The organism is Clostridium sp. DFI.5.61, assembly GCF_024462915.1.
GTDB lineage: Bacteria > Bacillota > Clostridia > Oscillospirales > Oscillospiraceae > Lawsonibacter > Lawsonibacter asaccharolyticus.
In genome coordinates this window covers 1-15,851 of record NZ_JANGBZ010000020.1, presented here as the reverse complement: position 1 = coordinate 15,851, position 15,851 = coordinate 1, and the positions used below count along the sequence as shown (strand labels likewise).

Here is a 15,851-nt window from a genome sequence, read left to right as displayed (position 1 = left end):
AAGGAGGTGTGTAAATTGCCGCTGAACATCAAGCCCTGCCACCTGCGGGCGGCGAGGGACTATGTAAGCCGGTATCACCGGCACAGTATCCCGCCCGTGGGCGGTAAATTTGCCGTGGCCTGCTATGATGGGGACCGCCTGTGCGGCATCGCTATCTGTGGCCGGCCCGTTGCCCGGTATCTGGATGACGGGCTGACCCTTGAGATCCTGCGCTGCTGCACGGATGGGACTTACAACGCCTGTTCCAAGCTCTACGGAGCCTGCTGCCATATCGGGTTTGATATGGGCTATGACCGCATCGTCACCTACACGCTGGCGTCGAAAACTGGGGCATCCCTGCGGGCCTCTGGCTTTGTCTTTGACGGCATAGCCGGGGGCCAGATGTGGACGGGCCAGCGCCGTAGGGACTACTATGTGGCCCCCTCTGAACTGAAACATCGCTGGATGAAAAGACGGGCAGGTGAGCGGCCATGAGTAAGATCAAGACCCGTGAAAAGACGAAAGACATTAAAGTGCTGGATAGATCCGCCATAATCGGCCAGCGCATGAAAAGCGCCTTCATCCGTTCTAAAAAGAACGCGGAGGCCCTAATAGATGACCGGCAGGCCACCCCCAATGAATATGCCACAGACAAGACAGGGCTTGCCGCGGATGATTTGGCCCACGATGCGGCAAATGTGGCTGCGTCCGGCACGAAAACGGCGGTGCGACAGGGTCGGAAGCTGTTGCAGCGCCAGCGGGAGAAATGGGCGGCAGAAAAGCGCCAGGAGAATACGGCCCCAGCTGAACAGTCCCACTCCCCTGGACCGGCCCAGGGGAGTGCCCCGTATAGGCACACCCCGCAGCGAAGCGGAGGGACAGTCCCAGAGCGCCAGCGCCTTCCACAGCATAAGTGCATGATGGAGCATCCACCCACCCAGGCCGGCATAGAGCGCCCAACGGATACCACAATCTCTTATGTAGAGAGAGGTCGGGCCTTTGCCAAGAAGCAGGCCGAGTGGAATCAACAGGTCAAAAACCAGACCGTCCCGCCTGATCGGACGCCGCATATTAAGAGCCCAGACGCCGTCCAAGCGTCCCGGCAGAAGGAACTCCCCGTAAAAACAGCAAAGCAGCCCGCCCAGGCTATGGGGCAGGCCGCGAAGGACACCGGCACGGGCGCGAAGAACACCATCAAACGCGCCCAGAGAACGATAAAAACTGCCCAGCATACCGCCAAGACTGCTCCACGCACGGCGAAAACCGCCATCAATACGGCGGCTCGGAAAACGGCACAGACTGCTGCAAAGACCGCGAAAGCGACCGCCCAGGACGCCCGCATCACGGCAAAGTACGCCGCCGCTGCCGCGAAAACCACCGCAAAGGGCGCTTCTGCTGCGGCAAAGGCCCTGCTTGCATCTCTTAAGGCGCTGGTGACCGCTATTGCCGCTGGAGGCTGGATTGCTATCCTTGCCATTGTGATGATCTGCTTGATTGGTCTGATCGTTGCCTCTCCCTTTGGCATCTTCTTTTCTGGGGAGGACAGCGGCATGGGTCAGACCATACCCACCGTTGTCAGGGAAATCAACCAGGAATACGAGGGCAAGCTGGGAGAAATTGAGAGCAGCGCCGCACATGACCGCCTGAAACTGTCCGGTTCCCGCGCCCTCTGGCCCGAAGTGCTGGCGGTCTATGCCGTGAAAACTACCACTGACTCGGATGATCCACAGGAAGTCGCCACGATGGATGATAGGAAAAAAGGACTTCTGAAAGAGATATTTTGGGCCATGAACGAGATCAGCCACCGAACAGAAACGGCGACCACCACCCAAACTGTGGAAACCGATGATGGAAAAGGAAATATCATTATGGAAGAAGTAGAGGTAACAGCCACGACCCTTTATATCACCGTGACCCATAAAACCGCTGATGAAATGGCGGACATCTATAATTTTACCGCTGACCAGCGAGAGATGCTTGCGGAGCTACTGGCTGAAGAAAACAGCGGTATGTGGAGCATCGTCCTGTACGGCATTGGCACGGGTAGCGAGAAGATCGTGGCGGTGGCCCTCTCCCAGATCGGGAATGTGGGTGGGGAACCTTATTGGTCCTGGTACGGCTTCGAGAGCCGGGTGGACTGGTGTGCCTGCTTCGTTTCCTGGTGTGCCAACGAGTGCGGCTATCTGGACACTGGCGCGATCCCCAGATTCGCAAACTGTTCCACCGGCATCCGGTGGTTCCGGGAGAGAGGGCTGTGGCAGGACGGCAACTATGAGCCGCGCCCCGGTGACCTGATTTTCTTCGATTGGGATGATGAGGACGAGGGCCAGAACGGAGTGGCGAATCATGTTGGCATCGTGGAAAAGGTGGAAGACGGGATCGTCTACACCGTGGAGGGCAACTCTGACAATGCCTGCCGGGAACGCCAGTACACCGTTGGGCACTACGAGATTTATGGGTACGGGACTCCATTGTATTGAAAGCTACAAATGTCACGAATGAGTAAAAAACATGCCCCTGTGGCCGTGAAAAGGCTGCGGGTGGCATAACCTAATACCATTGCATGATAATATGGTGAAGTGTTGGAAATCTTACGGAGTTTTGTCTCGTCAAAATAAAAATATTAAAACATCAAAATAAGTTATTGACAATATTGTGACAATATATTAAGCTTAAAGTCAATGTTTACTATATGTGCGAAGGATTGCGCGGAATAGAAAATGTCATAGTTTCCGCTGAGGAGACCAATGTCGAGCACGAGGAGGGAATGATATGGGGAGCAGATATTACTACCTGGGGCTTGACCAGGGAACGACTGGTACCACGGCACTGCTGCTGGATGAATCCTGGAATCAAATTGCCCGGGGACATGTAGATATTCGTCAATATTACCCGAAGGCTGGATGGGTCGAGCATGATCCGATTGAGATATATGATTCGCTGTTAGAGGCAGCGGTCCAGGCACTGCGCAGCGCAGGGGCCAGTGCTCGGGAAGTTCGATGTATTGGACTGGACAACCAGGGAGAGACCATTGTGTTCTGGGACAAGCAAAGCGGCGACCCCGTATATCCCGCCATTGTGTGGCAGGACCGCCGGACTGCGGCGGAGGTGGACCGGCTTAACAGACAGTATGGTCCCGTTTTCCAGAAATCAACGGGGTTGAAATTGGATTCCTATTTCGGCGCATCGAAAATCCGCTGGGTTCTTCAACATGTACCCCGGGCGCAAGAACTGCTGGCGCAGCATCGGCTTGCCGCAGGAACAACGGATAGCTGGATGATCTGGAAGCTGACTAATGGAAAAGAGTTTGTCACAGATTGTGTTACTGCCAGCCGGACCTGCCTGATGAATTTGGAACGTCAGGAGTGGGATGAGCAGCTGTTATCTATTTTGGAGATCCCTAGGGAAATCCTTCCCGAAATCCGGGAAAATGCAGGCTTCTTTGGAAAGACCTCTCCAGAGACCTTTTTGGATGCAGAAATCCCGATTACGGCCAGCATTGCAGACCAACAGGCTGCCCTGTTGGGGCAGGCCTGCTGCACTCCGGGCAGCGTGAAAACAACCTATGGGACCGGATGTTTTATGCTGATGAACACCGGGAGCAGACCTTTCCCGGTTCAAAACGGCCTGCTCAGCACCTTGGCCTGGGTGGAACAGGGAAAAGCGAATTACGCTCTAGACGGTGGAATCTACATTGCCGGTGCCGCCGTACAGTGGCTTCGAGATGGCCTGGGCATCATTCAATCTGCCGCTCAGGCGGATGCTATGGCGCTTTCAGTTCCGGACAATGGCGGAATATCGTTTGTTCCGGCCTTCTCCGGATTAGCAGCCCCCTATTGGGACTCCTATGCCCGGGGGACTATTACCGGCATCACCGCCGGAGTGAAAGCGGAGCATCTGGCCCGAGCTACGCTTGAGGCGGAAGCCTATCAGGTGCGGGATATTTTAAAATTACTGGAACAGTCCACTGATATGCATATATTATCCATGCGCGTAGACGGCGGCGGGACGGCTAGCCGCTTTTTGATGCAGTTTCAGGCCGATCTGCTGGGAATTCCGGTGGAGATTCCTGTGATTCAAGAGACGACCGCTCTGGGTAGCGCTTATATGGCCGCCTTAGGTCTTGGAGATCTTTCACGGATTGAGGACACGATAGACCTCTGGCACTGCCATAAACGATATGAGCCAGGGATGTCGGAGGACTGCCGGGACGCCCTGATGGATCAGTGGTACCGGGCGGTGGAGCGATCCCGTGGTTGGATTACGCCCAACTCTTGACAAGGTCTCCCTCCTGTGGTATATCCAAGTTGTACAGATCCATTCACACGATTATTATTGAGCAGGAGGAGTTGGAATTCCTGTGAATCAAGAGAGACGCAATCAGATTGTGGAGTTAATCAACCAAAAGCGAACCATAAAAAATACAGAACTTATAGAGCGCTTCGGCATCTCCATTGAGACGGTCCGCCGGGATCTGGAATACTTGGAGAATCAGGGCTGTCTGCAGCGAGTCTATGGCGGTGCGGTCCTGAAGACTTCGTTGGGCAGTGAGCCGGAGTATAACAGCCGCTCCAAAGACCACGCGGACGAAAAAAATGTCATCGCCGCAGCGGCCGCTCGGTTAGTAGAACCAGGAGACAGTATTTTCTTAGGCGTGGGGACTACCGTACAGGCCATGGCGCAGTATTTAAAAAACATTCCCAATCTGACCGCGTTCACCAACTCCCTGCGGACTGCGGTGGCGTTAAGTGAACTGGCGGAGTGCTCAGTGGTACTCACCGGTGGGCAGTTGCGGGCAAAAGAGTTGGCGCTGTCCGGATTTCCTGCGGAGGAAAACATGCTTCATTTCAATGCCAATAAGGCGTTTTTGGGAATTGGTGGAATCACCGAGGCAGGGGTGACTGATTTTCACATTGAGGAAGCGAAGCTCCACCGGCAGATGATTCAGAATGCGGACCAGGCTGTCGTTTTAGCCGATTTCAGCAAATTTGGAGTGCGGGGCATGACCAACGTATGTCCCCTTTCTATGCTAGATGCGGTGGTAACGGATCGAGGGACTGCCCCCAAATATCTCGAACAGCTGGAGCAGGCAGGGGTTCAGGTAATCCTGGCAGAATCATAGAATATACTGGCCTGATATTGTGTATCAAGTCGCAGTAGCGGTCCATGAGCGTATGGGCGTTGCATTGTTTTTGTAGCCCTGCTACGCTCCGAGCCGTTTTTGCATACCTTCCGTTCTCAGAACAGACTGGGTCTGAACAGAGCGTATCCATTGAGACATGTCCCTGCGGGGACATGTCTTTTTTGCTAAAAATTTTGCCGCATTTTTGACATATCTTGAAAAGATCCTGAAGACTTTCTCAAATGCCATAAAAATATATTGACAATATTATGACGAGATGATATGTTTCTTTTGGCGAGATTTTAACGGATGTTGTTAAGTTTCTGCCAACTTCATGATGGGAGGATGCTTCGCATGAAAAAGACGGACGTTGTCATTGTTGGTGCGGGTGCAGTAGGCTGCGCCGTGGCCCGCGAGCTATCCAAATATGAAATCAGCGTCATCGTTGTGGACCAGAACGAGGACGTGGGAGGAGACGCCTCCAAATCCAACAGCGCCATTATTCATACTGGCTACGATGCCGCCCCTGGGACGCTGGAGTCCCAGCTGGTTGTGGCGGCCAATCCAATGTATGACAAGATTACGGAGGATCTGGATGTTCCCTTTGCACGGATCGGCGCGGTCCTACCAGCCATCACCGAAGAGCAGTACGAGCAACTGCCGGGGATTCAAGAGAAGGCCTTCCGTAACCATGTGTACGATGTAGAGTTCAAAACTCGGGAAGAACTGCTTGAAATGGAGCCCAACCTGAATCCGGAGGTAAAGGGCGGTCTGTACATTCCTCGGGAGAGTATCATTGACCCATTTATTCTGGTGCAAGCCTATGCAGAAAACGCCTGTGCCAACGGGGTGGAATTCCAGCTGGAAACTCAGGTAACCGGCATTGAAACGGAACAGGGGAAAATCAAGCGGGTCCTCACAACAACGGGAGAGATTGAAACTAAGTATATAATCAACTGCGCCGGTCTCCACTGTGACGACATCGCCGCCATGGTGGGAAAGGCGGACTATAAAGTGGTGCCGCGAAAGGGACAGTTTTTCATTCTGGATAAGAATACATCCTGCAAGGTACAGCACATTGTGCTGCCAATCCCCACCAAAGTGACCAAGGGCAAGCTCATGTGCCCCACCATCCACGGAAACATGCTGGTAGGGCCTACCGCCGAGGATCAGGAATCCAAAGTAGACAAGTCTACCACTGCCCAGGGGCTGGAGAGTATCGCGGCGGATGTGCGGAATCTGGTTCCCAATGTAAATATCCGGGATACTATCACTCAGTACAGCGGCCTGCGACCCAACCGGGTGCCCGAGGGGCTTCATTTTGATATGTACGACGATTTGGAAGGGTATATCAACCTCTCTGGTGTCCGATCCACCGGGTTGACACTCTCTGTGGCCATGGGCAAATATGTGGTCCAGCAGATGCAGTACCACGGGGCCGGTCTGGAATTCAAGAAGCATTTCGTGGAGAAGCGCAAGGGAATCGTCAAATTCAACGAGTGCTCCCGGGAGGAGCAGGAGGCCCTGATTCGGGAAAATCCGCTCTACGGCAACGTCATCTGCCGGTGTGAGACTATCACTGAGGCGGAAATTCTACAGGCTATTCACCGTCCCCTGGGCGCCCGGAGCATGGACGCCGTCAAACGCCGGGTCCGTGCCGGGATGGGGCGCTGCCAGGCGGGATTCTGCGGCCCCAAGGTGTTGGAGATTTTGGCCCGGGAGCTGGGCTGTGATCCGACCCAGATCAACAAGAATAATCCGGGCTCCTATATGGTGACTGGGAAGACCCGTTGACAGCAGATGGAAAGGTGGGATTGTCCATGTATTGTGTGAAATGTGACGTGGTCGTCATCGGCGGCGGCCCTGCGGGACTGGCAGCGGCGGTAGCGGCCAAAGAGGAGGGGGCGGAAAAGGTCCTGATTCTGGAGCGGGACAACGCCCTGGGCGGGATTCTCCAGCAGTGTATCCACCCTGGCTTCGGACTGACCCGCTTTCATGAGGAGATGACCGGCCCGGAATACTACGGGCGCTTTGTCAAGCAGGCGGAGGAGCTGGGCGTAGAGGCCATGCTCAACTCCATGGTCCTTCAGGTGGACCACGAGAAGCACGAAATCCTCTGTACCAGTAGCCAGTACGGCCTGACCTGTGTCCAGGCAGGTAGCATTGTGCTTGCCATGGGATGCAGGGAGAAAACCCGGGCCAACATCATGGTGCCGGGGACCCGGCCCGCTGGGTTGTATACTGCGGGAGCCGCGCAGCGGCTGGTGAACCGACAGAATATCATAGTGGGCCGCCGGGTTGTCATCCTGGGTTCCGGCGATATTGGAATGATTATGGCCCGGCGTATGACCCTGGAGGGAGCTCAGGTGGTGATGGTGGTGGAACTGATGAGCTACTTGGCCGGCCTGACACGCAACCGGGTCCAGTGTCTGGATGATTTTCAGATTCCCCTGAAGCTAGCCCACACCATTACCCGCATCGAGGGCGACGAGCGGGTTACCGGCGTGTGGGTAGCCCCAGTGGATGAGCAGAAGCGTCCCATTTTGGAGCAGGAAGAGTTTGTTCCCTGTGACACGGTTTTGTTCTCTGTGGGACTGATGCCGGAAAATGAGCTGACCCGAAAGGCGGGCATTCAAATCCATCCGGTCACCAACGGCCCAGTGGTCAATCAGTTTATGCAGACCTCCACTCCAGGGGTGTTTGCCTGCGGCAACGTGGTACATGTAAATGATCTGGTGGACAATGTCAGTGCTGAGAGCGCTTTGGCAGGCTGTTATGCAGCGAAATATGCCATGGGAACTCTTCCCCAAGCAGAGCGGACGGTTGCCTGTGAGCCGGGGCGAAATGTACGGTATCTCTGCCCACAGGGAATCCAGGTGACTAACGTCCCCCAAAAGGTCAGTCTTTACTTCAGGGTTCTCCAGCCCGAGCCGGATGTCACATTGGTGGCGCGCTGCGGCGAACAAATCATTGCCCAGCAAAAGGAATTTCGGGTTAATCCGGGAGAGATGAACCATATCACTGTTGAGACGGAAAAACTTATCAGCGGCATTGTGACTGTGGAAGTGCAAAAGGAGGGGTAAAAATGGAGAAGGAAATTATCTGTACGGTCTGCCCCCGGGGCTGCCACATTCAGGTGGAGGGCGAAAGAGAGACGGTTCGCCAGGTCACAGGCTATATCTGCAAGCGCGGGCTGGAGTATGCCACGGCGGAATTCACACACCCAGTGCGTATCCTGACGACAACCGTCAAGTTGGATGGAGAGGAGCATGATTTGCTGCCCGTACGCTCGGCCAAGCCGATTCCGAAGGAAAAGCTGTTTGCGTGTATGGAGGTGATTCGAACCGCTGTGACCGTGCGGCCTGTGGCGCTCTACGATGTGATTGTACCGGATATCTGCGGCACCGGAGTGGATATTGTGGCAACCAAAGCAGTCAGTGCGTAGCTCTTTGCATAAGAATCAACCGCAGTTAAAAAAATTTTTGAATGATACAAAATTATAATTGTGGTTGGTTCTGTAAATATGTAAAATCTATAATTACAATGAGGTATATTGTTTAAAGTTTAATGTGCTAAATAGAATGGACTTTTAATGCTAAACTGAAAAAACGCCCCGCACGCTTCAGCCTTGTTCGTGAGGAAAGGATTATAGAGATATGTTGCACGAAAATCACCTGCGCTATTTTTTCTCAATTCAACCTTTCTGGGACATGGGAAGGATGGAAAACTTTATCCGTAGCGATCATATTTCAGTGAGTGAGTTTCGATGGATTCATGACGTAATGTCCTGCGTGCCGGGAAACGGTCAGCTTGGCATTATGCTCTCTAATCCAGAAGATTTTTCCGGATACTGCTTCGGCGTGGCGGACTGTCGGGACGAGATTCCTCTCTATGGGATGACAAAAGGGTATTTCATTCGGTTTTCTCCAGGCGCCTTCTCCGCAGTGTTCAAAATTCCTTCTGTGGAAATTCCAGCTCGAGGGATTGAGCTTTCCTTGGTGCTCCCGCAGGAAAAGTTGGAGCGGATCAAGGATGCTGTGGCCAGCAAGTGCCCTGGGGAGACGTTGCTCAGAATGTTTGAGGGGTGGGGGGGAGGTTTCTGCCAATCGCAAAAGGAGCAGAAACTGGCCAATGAGGTGGTCCAGCTGATCTGGTCGAACCGTGGCGCATTGCGGATCAAGAATCTGGAGCAGGAGACTCTCTATTCCGCCCGCCGGCTGCAGGAGGTCGTTACCCGTCAGGTGGGGATCGGCCCAAAACAGTTGTGCAGGCAGACACGCTTTCAAAATGCGCTCAAACTGATTACCTCACCCAAAGCGGAGGTTTATACCCAGGCGGAGGCTGCCCAGATTTTAGGCTACAGCGATCAGGCCCATTATAATCGAGAATTCAAAGAGTTTTCAGGCGTTAGTCCGTGCCAATTTCAAAAAATCAATTAGGCGATCTTTTCAGACAGGCACTTCTTGCTTAAGAAGACAAGATGTGCCTGTCCTTTTTTACCAAAATTATTTATCATTGATGACAATATATTTCCGATTTATACAATAAACTTGTCATAAACTGTGATAAAGTTGTGTAAGAATCCGGATGGGGGATATCTAAAAAACAAAGGAGGAATTTCTTTATGCTGATCGCGACCTGGATTATCACTTTTGTTCTAATCGTGGGTATCGGCGTCTATGCCGGGACCAAGATCACCAACTCCGGCCAGTGGTCCGGCAACGACAAGTCCATGGGCATCTTTGCCGTGGGAGCGGTGTTAGGCGCCTGGCAGATTGGCGGTATGAGTATCGTGGGCGCGGCCCAAAACGGCTATGTCATGGGCATCGCTGGTAGCTGGTACTCCATCGCCAACGGCCTGTACATCCTGGCCCTGGGTGTACTGGCCAAGACTATGCGCCGCAACTTCCCCAGCGACGCCCTTCCGGACTATCTGGAGAACCGCTACTCCACCCGAGTGGCCCGGCTGCAGTCCTATGTGTGGATTATCTTCGGACTGGTGTACATCCCCATCCAGCTGAAAACCGTGGCCTCCATCCTGCAGATTGTGCTCCCCGGCTTCAACACCTACCTGTGCATGTTCATCGGTGTGACCATCGCCGTGGCCTATACCGCATTCGCCGGCATGAAGGGCGCCTCCATCGTGGGCCGGGTGGTGTGCATCGCCACCTACGTCCTGCTGGGCTGGTTTATCTTTACCAACATCGGTGACTTCGGCGGCTATTCCGGCCTGATTGCCCAGCTACCCAAGGGCTATGATCAGCTCAGCGCCATGTCCACCCAGCAGATCGTAGCTTGGATGATTGGCGGTATCCTCACCTCCATCGTCCTCCAGTCTGCCCTGCAGCCCGTCCTGGCCGCCAAGAGCGACAAAGCCGCTACCTGGGGCTGCGTCCTGGGCTATGTGATTGCCGGCCCCATCTGTATCCTCACCGCCATAATTGGCATGATGGCCAGGGCCAAGACCGACGGGCTGGGCGACGGCGCCACCGCCTTTGCCTGGGCCATTAAGGACATGAGTTCCCCCGTCATGGCCGGTATCATCTTCGCCGTCATGACCATGATCATCGCTGCTACCCTGGCCACTATGATGATGGCCACCGGCACCATCGTGACCAACGTCTACAAGAAGCAGATCAACCCCAAGGCAGACGAAAAGAAGCTGCTGACCATGTCCCGGCTGGGTACGGTAGCCGTGGCCTACGTCTCCCTGCTGCTAGGCTTCTTCATCCCCTCTGCCCAGATGACCAACATGTTCCTGACCGTCAACTATGTGGTTACGGCCCCCTTCAGCTTCTCTGTGCTGGCCGGTATGTTCTGGAAAAAGGCTAACGCGAAGGGATCTTTCTGGAGCATCGTTGCCGGTATCGTCGTGGCTCTGATTTGGGTGCTTGCGGGCCTGAACGAATCCATCAACGTGGTGTATCCCACCATCATCGTCTGCTACATCGTGGGCGTTATCGTGTCTCTTACCACCAACAAGCAGACTTTTTCCGCACAGTAAGTCTCGTTCCCACCGCTCACACCCGTCGGGCGGAGCGGCGGGGGACGTCCCTGAAATTTACGATTCAGGGGCTCCCAAACCAATTCACAAAGAAAAGGAGTAATGGATTATGCCCAATCGACCCTATCTCGGCCGGATGGTGGACGATGCCATCGCCATGTTTAAACCCCATGTCTCCGGTACGGAGGGCGCGGTAAGCGCTAACAACCCCTACGCTGCCGAGGCAGGCCTGGAGATCCTCAAGGCTGGCGGCAACGCTTTCGACGCGGCTTGTGCCATTTCCCTGGTGCTGGGCGTAGTGGAACCTTACCACAGCGGCATTGGCGGCGGCTGCTTCCATGTCTTCTACGACAAAAAGACCGACGCCTTCCATGCGATGGATGCCCGTGGCGTGGCCCCCAAGAACGCCTATCAGGACATGTTCCTAGATAAAAACGGGGATGTGGACCTGAAGCTGACAGAGTTTTCCGGCCGCTCGGTGGCTGTTCCCGCCCTGTACCGGGCTATGGACAATCTGCTGAACCAGTACGGCACCATGACCTGGGAGCAGGTTTCCGCCCCCGCCATCCGCCTGGCCCGGGAGGGCTTCTACTGCGGCTTTGCCTATGCCCGAATCAGCAACACCCCCGAGGCCGAGCACAACAAGGCGGAGTACGAGGGTTTCTCAGAGCTCTATCAGAACAACGGCCAGCCCCGGCAGTTCGGCGAGCTGGTAAAGAACCCCGACCTAGCCGACACCATGGAGGCGGTGGCCAAGAACGGCGCTGACTGGTTCTATGAGGGGCCGGTGGCCGACGAGATTGTCCGCCAGGTGAACAAGTACCAGGGCCTGCTGGTGAAGGAGGACCTGACCGGCTGCGCGCCCAAGGAGCGCCCGGTGGTCCGCGGCACCTATCGGGGCTGCGACATCATCTCCATGTCCCCTCCCTCCTCCGGCGGCAGCCATATCATCCAGATGCTCAACATCCTGGAAAACTTCGATTTGAGGGGAATGGGCTTCCACTCCGCCGACAGCACCCATGTGATCGCCGAGACCATGAAGCTCATGTTCGCCGACCGGTCCGTGGCCATGGGCGACCCGGACTTCGTCCAGGTGAATATAGAAAAGATTACCTCTAAGGAGTACGCCAAGGAGCTGGCCGCCAAGATCGATATGAACAAGGCCCAGGAGTACGCCCCCACCGAGGGCATCGAGGCCAAGGAGTACCGGGGCTGCACCTCCAACTTCACCGTCATGGATAAGGAGGGCAACGTCCTTTCCCAGACCCAGACCATCCGGAACTGGTGGGGCTGTGGCGTAGTCATTCCCGGCCGGGGCTTTGTCATGAACAACACCATGGCCGACTTCAGCGCCAAGGTGGGGGTGCGCACCACCCAGGGCCTGGCCTATGGTATGGCCAACGCAGTCCGCCCCGGCAAGACCCCCCTGTCCAGCATGTCCCCCTCCATCGTCATGAAGGACGGCAAGCCCTTCCTGTCTGTGGGCGCGGCGGGCGGCCCCCGGATCATCACCAGCACTCTGCAGCTGATCATCAACGCCATCGACTACGGCATGATGATGGATTCTGCGGTGAAGAGCCCACACATGTGCTGCCTGACCCTGGACCAGGGCCTGGAGTTAGAGGAGGGCTTCTCCCCCGACACCATCCGCATCTTGAAGGAGCGGGGCCACAAGATCAAGGAGACTAGCGACTTTGGCGTCCTCCTGGTGCTGCCCAACGGCATCGAGAACCTGGACGGCGCCTTCTTTCCCGGCGGTACCAGCCGGGTGGATGGCGGCGGAGGTGTCCTGACTGAATCCGGCGCAATTTGTATTGACGGCTTTTGTTTTTGTAAATGAGTCCTGTCGCAGTGCACTCTGTCCAAACAGAGTGCGCTGCACATTTCCTGAATTTTTTATTCTTGGATACGGCATAACTTCCTATTAAATTAGCAATAATAAGGTATGAATAAGTAACATTTGCGAGAGAGTGTGTTGTGTGCATGTCCTGACACGCTCTCTCGTGAATTTATATAAACATGGTGACGCAGCTAAATAAATTAAAAATAAAAAGAACGACAAAAACTGACTCACAAGGTAAAAAACACTTGTACTTAAAAAAAGATAATACAGTCTGATTACCTCTGGCAATAAGGAAGTGTCAGCGGACATAGACCAATCCCTGATAAATCTGAGGCCGATTGTCCCGTCTCCCCCGAAACCTACATAATTATTTTCAATGAAAATAGCGGTACAGTCTCCCAGACGTCCATGGAGACCGGGACGGACGAAACACTGGATACTTTGCCCACTGACTCTCGAGACGGGAATTATCGATTTGACGGCTGGTTTACTGACCCTACCGGCGGTGTACAGATTACAACGAGTACCGTCTTTACTGAGGAAACCACAGTTTATGCTCACTGGGTCTACATTGACAGACCTACAGATGATGATCATCTCTCTGGTAGCGATTCTTCCAGCGATCCCAGCTATCGTATTGACGTGGACGTGATCACCCGAGGCGGTAATGTGTCCGTGCGGCCCACCAGTGCATCTGTTGGCACTCGTGTGGCCCGGATAGTGGTTATGAACTGGACCGGATTGTCATGCTTAACGAGGCCAGAACTGAACTTGCTCTCACCCAGCGGAACGAGAATACCTACACCTTTATCATGCCTGACGGCCGCGGCAGCATTGACGCTTACTTTGTGTGAGTGGAGATGCCCAGTACCTCTAATGTGTTCTACGATGTGGCTCAGGGTGCGTGGTATTACGATGCAGTCCAGTATGTGACCCAGAGTGGTCTAATGACCGGGGGGTCCGACAAACAGTTCGCCCCAAATACGATTCTGTCCCGGGCCCAGGTGGTCCAGATCCTGTATGCCCTGGCGGGGGGGGCCTACTGTATCTGCGTCCAATGACTTTGCCGATTTGAACCGTGGGGACTGGTACGCCGATGCGGTGTCCTGGGCAACTGCTAACGGTGTGGTTTCAGGTATGGGAAAGGGAATGTTCGGCCCCAACGCCCCTTTGACCCGAGAGCAGCTGGCCCTGATTCTCTATCACTATGCCCAGGTGGCAGAATATGTTCCCCACCAGGGTAGTATGGCCGTCCAGAAGTTCAGTGATTCCGCATCCATCTCCGGCTGGGCATTGGAGGCTGTACAGTGGGCAGTAAATGCTGGCCTGATTTCTGGTACTGGAGGCGGGATGCTAGACCCAGACGGAACTGCAACCCGCGCTCAGGTGGCGCAGATTTTTATGAATTTCTGCCAGGACAACGCAATCGAATAAGTTTTCCCAAAGATGGCCCCATATCGTTTCGGACAGTGTGGGGCCATTTCCTAGGAATGCAGTTTAGAATGGACATGAACGTCTATGTCCCCAGCGCTCAAAGTGTTCTTACCCGACTGGACTACCAATATGCCAGCCCTTTTATTTCTTTTGCCTTGACAGGAGGTGATTCCAGTGTATGATAGCAATATGAAAAAAGACAGCGGAGGGGAGTTTGTGTCTGAGGGTGAGAGAGTGTTCTTTCCGGAGCAACCATGCTATCATATTGAAATATTGGAATGGATTGACGAAGAAGATATCACAGATGAGTGGCGCTATGTCTGGAGGTACGATCCGCCGGAGCCGGTCTATGCGGTCACACTGGGAGGCTTTGTTGAGCCTTTAAGCCGTGCCTTTGTGTACGAGTGCATATATACCAAATCTGAATATGAACAAATCAAACAAACTGGGTTTGACTATCAAACGCTTTCCTGGATGACCCATATCCTCACAGACTGCCCTGATGATTTCGACTACGAAAAAGACGAACCACGGAAAGCTGGAGGTGTGACCAAGCAGTTGCCCAGATTTCTGCGCTTTTTACGGCGCAAAACAAATTGAGCCGTATTTTCTCTCTACTGGAGACTCCAAAAGCCTTGCAGTTTTAGCGTCTGACTCTTTCAGTATCTCTCCTTCCACTTTGCCTGTGCAGATAAATAGTAGGGTTTGACTGGACAGCTTTTCCTATCTGTGCTATAATTTCGGCCACCAGCTGCAAATCAATTTATCTAAAAGAACAGGGAGCAACGTATGAAAAGAAAAATTTTATGGGGAGCTATGGCCTCGTTTATCTCGTTTATGATCATAGCAATAGCCTTGATGACAGCCATGTTTATCCGAATGGTCCAAATGACCGTTCCTGAATCTTCAAGTGTGTCCCCGTCGGGGCCATATTACGATGGCCTATATATTGATCTCGTACAGGAAGCGGATTATCAGAACTATTTGGACAATGGAGACAGCGCAGTGGACAGCCACATTATAAAGATTTCCAATGATACAGGATATCTGGCCTGTGCCTCGGCTTCCTCCGGCGATTTAGAGATCGTGTATCCGAAGTTTGTTCATGAGGGGGTTCCTGTTGAACTGCGTTTTGAGAACCGTGTGCTGACTGGTTACCGGCTGACTTATGAGGGAGAAATACAGAGCATGCTCGGAGCCCGTGAGCAGATAGCACTCACAGAAGATGATCAGACTACCATTGAAGATGTGGCGCTTGAGCTGGCTTGGAATGACGAAACTTGGGTGACTGATCAGCCATCACTGGAAGCGGTTCTGGTGGACTATATGGAACAGGTGAATGCTTTTGTAGCTAAAAATGGGCCGCACACTAATGTCACCTTATAAATTTGGTAAAGGGTGCAAGTCACCTAAAAGCGGCAAGAGTATAAGAAGAGCCGGCGTGTTATTTCGCGGAGAAATAACACGCC

Annotated in this window: 14 protein-coding genes and 1 pseudogene; all 15 read left to right on the top strand. The window is 53.8% G+C overall.

Going from position 1 to position 15,851, the window contains the following annotated elements; translation table 11 throughout:
- The first annotated feature begins 15 nt into the window (after positions 1-15).
- Positions 16-474 (top strand): XF1762 family protein, encoded by a 459-nt coding sequence (locus tag NE584_RS10865; protein ID WP_256182790.1) that lies wholly within the window; start codon positions 16-18, stop codon positions 472-474.
- Positions 471-2,459: a CHAP domain-containing protein gene (locus NE584_RS10860; RefSeq protein ID WP_256182789.1), complete on the top strand. Its 1,989-nt coding sequence runs from the start codon at positions 471-473 to the stop codon at positions 2,457-2,459. The genes NE584_RS10865 and NE584_RS10860 overlap by 4 nt, the downstream gene beginning before the upstream one ends.
- Positions 2,460-2,751: 292 nt before the next feature.
- Entirely contained in the window at positions 2,752-4,257 is a 1,506-nt protein-coding gene (gene glpK, locus NE584_RS10855) for a glycerol kinase GlpK (RefSeq protein ID WP_256182788.1), read from the top strand.
- Positions 4,258-4,339: 82 nt separating this feature from the next.
- A complete protein-coding gene (locus tag NE584_RS10850) occupies positions 4,340-5,101 on the top strand; it encodes a DeoR/GlpR family DNA-binding transcription regulator (protein ID WP_256182787.1) in 762 nt (253 codons plus the stop codon).
- A gap of 354 nt (positions 5,102-5,455) precedes the next feature.
- Positions 5,456-6,895, top strand: a complete 1,440-nt coding sequence (locus NE584_RS10845; RefSeq protein WP_256182786.1) for an NAD(P)/FAD-dependent oxidoreductase — start codon at positions 5,456-5,458, stop codon at positions 6,893-6,895.
- A 26-nt stretch (positions 6,896-6,921) separates the two neighbouring features.
- Complete coding sequence (locus NE584_RS10840; RefSeq protein ID WP_256182785.1) at positions 6,922-8,184, top strand: NAD(P)/FAD-dependent oxidoreductase; 1,263 nt, start codon at positions 6,922-6,924, stop codon at positions 8,182-8,184.
- A 2-nt stretch (positions 8,185-8,186) separates the two neighbouring features.
- Positions 8,187-8,546 carry a DUF1667 domain-containing protein gene (locus NE584_RS10835; RefSeq protein WP_256182784.1) on the top strand — a complete coding sequence of 120 codons (360 nt, stop codon included), beginning with the start codon at positions 8,187-8,189 and terminating at the stop codon, positions 8,544-8,546.
- A gap of 211 nt (positions 8,547-8,757) precedes the next feature.
- On the top strand, positions 8,758-9,540 hold the full coding sequence (locus NE584_RS10830; RefSeq protein WP_256182783.1) for an AraC family transcriptional regulator: 783 nt from the start codon (positions 8,758-8,760) through the stop codon (positions 9,538-9,540).
- Positions 9,541-9,725: 185 nt separating this feature from the next.
- Positions 9,726-11,105, top strand: coding sequence for a sodium:solute symporter family protein (locus NE584_RS10825; protein WP_256182782.1), 1,380 nt, complete (start codon positions 9,726-9,728; stop codon positions 11,103-11,105).
- 109 nt (positions 11,106-11,214) lie between these two features.
- Positions 11,215-12,945 (top strand): gamma-glutamyltransferase, encoded by a 1,731-nt coding sequence (gene ggt / locus NE584_RS10820; RefSeq protein WP_256182781.1) that lies wholly within the window; start codon positions 11,215-11,217, stop codon positions 12,943-12,945.
- A 318-nt stretch (positions 12,946-13,263) separates the two neighbouring features.
- Positions 13,264-13,497, top strand: a pseudogene (locus NE584_RS10815) (InlB B-repeat-containing protein); the annotation flags it as partial.
- A 311-nt stretch (positions 13,498-13,808) separates the two neighbouring features.
- A complete protein-coding gene (locus NE584_RS10810; protein ID WP_256182780.1) occupies positions 13,809-14,009 on the top strand; it encodes an S-layer homology domain-containing protein in 201 nt (66 codons plus the stop codon).
- Entirely contained in the window at positions 13,969-14,382 is a 414-nt protein-coding gene (locus tag NE584_RS10805) for an S-layer homology domain-containing protein (RefSeq protein WP_256182779.1), read from the top strand. Before NE584_RS10810 ends, NE584_RS10805 begins: the two co-directional genes overlap by 41 nt.
- Positions 14,383-14,556: 174 nt before the next feature.
- Positions 14,557-14,982: a hypothetical protein gene (locus NE584_RS10800; RefSeq protein WP_256182778.1), complete on the top strand. Its 426-nt coding sequence runs from the start codon at positions 14,557-14,559 to the stop codon at positions 14,980-14,982.
- A 189-nt stretch (positions 14,983-15,171) separates the two neighbouring features.
- Positions 15,172-15,768 carry a hypothetical protein gene (locus NE584_RS10795; RefSeq protein ID WP_256182777.1) on the top strand — a complete coding sequence of 199 codons (597 nt, stop codon included), beginning with the start codon at positions 15,172-15,174 and terminating at the stop codon, positions 15,766-15,768.
- The last annotated feature ends 83 nt before the right edge of the window (positions 15,769-15,851 follow it).

Excerpts from the sequence above, each read along its gene's own strand:
- NE584_RS10860 (WP_256182789.1), top strand. The coding sequence starts at position 471 with ATGAGTAAGATCAAGACCCGTGAAAAGACGAAAGACATTAAAGTGCTG.
- glpK (WP_256182788.1), top strand. The coding sequence starts at position 2,752 with ATGGGGAGCAGATATTACTACCTGGGGCTTGACCAGGGAACGACTGGT.
- NE584_RS10845 (WP_256182786.1), top strand. The coding sequence starts at position 5,456 with ATGAAAAAGACGGACGTTGTCATTGTTGGTGCGGGTGCAGTAGGCTGC.
- NE584_RS10840 (WP_256182785.1), top strand. The coding sequence starts at position 6,922 with ATGTATTGTGTGAAATGTGACGTGGTCGTCATCGGCGGCGGCCCTGCG.
- NE584_RS10835 (WP_256182784.1), top strand. The coding sequence starts at position 8,187 with ATGGAGAAGGAAATTATCTGTACGGTCTGCCCCCGGGGCTGCCACATT.
- NE584_RS10830 (WP_256182783.1), top strand. The coding sequence starts at position 8,758 with ATGTTGCACGAAAATCACCTGCGCTATTTTTTCTCAATTCAACCTTTC.
- NE584_RS10825 (WP_256182782.1), top strand. The coding sequence starts at position 9,726 with ATGCTGATCGCGACCTGGATTATCACTTTTGTTCTAATCGTGGGTATC.
- ggt (WP_256182781.1), top strand. The coding sequence starts at position 11,215 with ATGCCCAATCGACCCTATCTCGGCCGGATGGTGGACGATGCCATCGCC.
- NE584_RS10810 (WP_256182780.1), top strand. The coding sequence starts at position 13,809 with ATGCCCAGTACCTCTAATGTGTTCTACGATGTGGCTCAGGGTGCGTGG.
- NE584_RS10805 (WP_256182779.1), top strand. The coding sequence starts at position 13,969 with ATGCCCTGGCGGGGGGGGCCTACTGTATCTGCGTCCAATGACTTTGCC.
- NE584_RS10795 (WP_256182777.1), top strand. The coding sequence starts at position 15,172 with ATGAAAAGAAAAATTTTATGGGGAGCTATGGCCTCGTTTATCTCGTTT.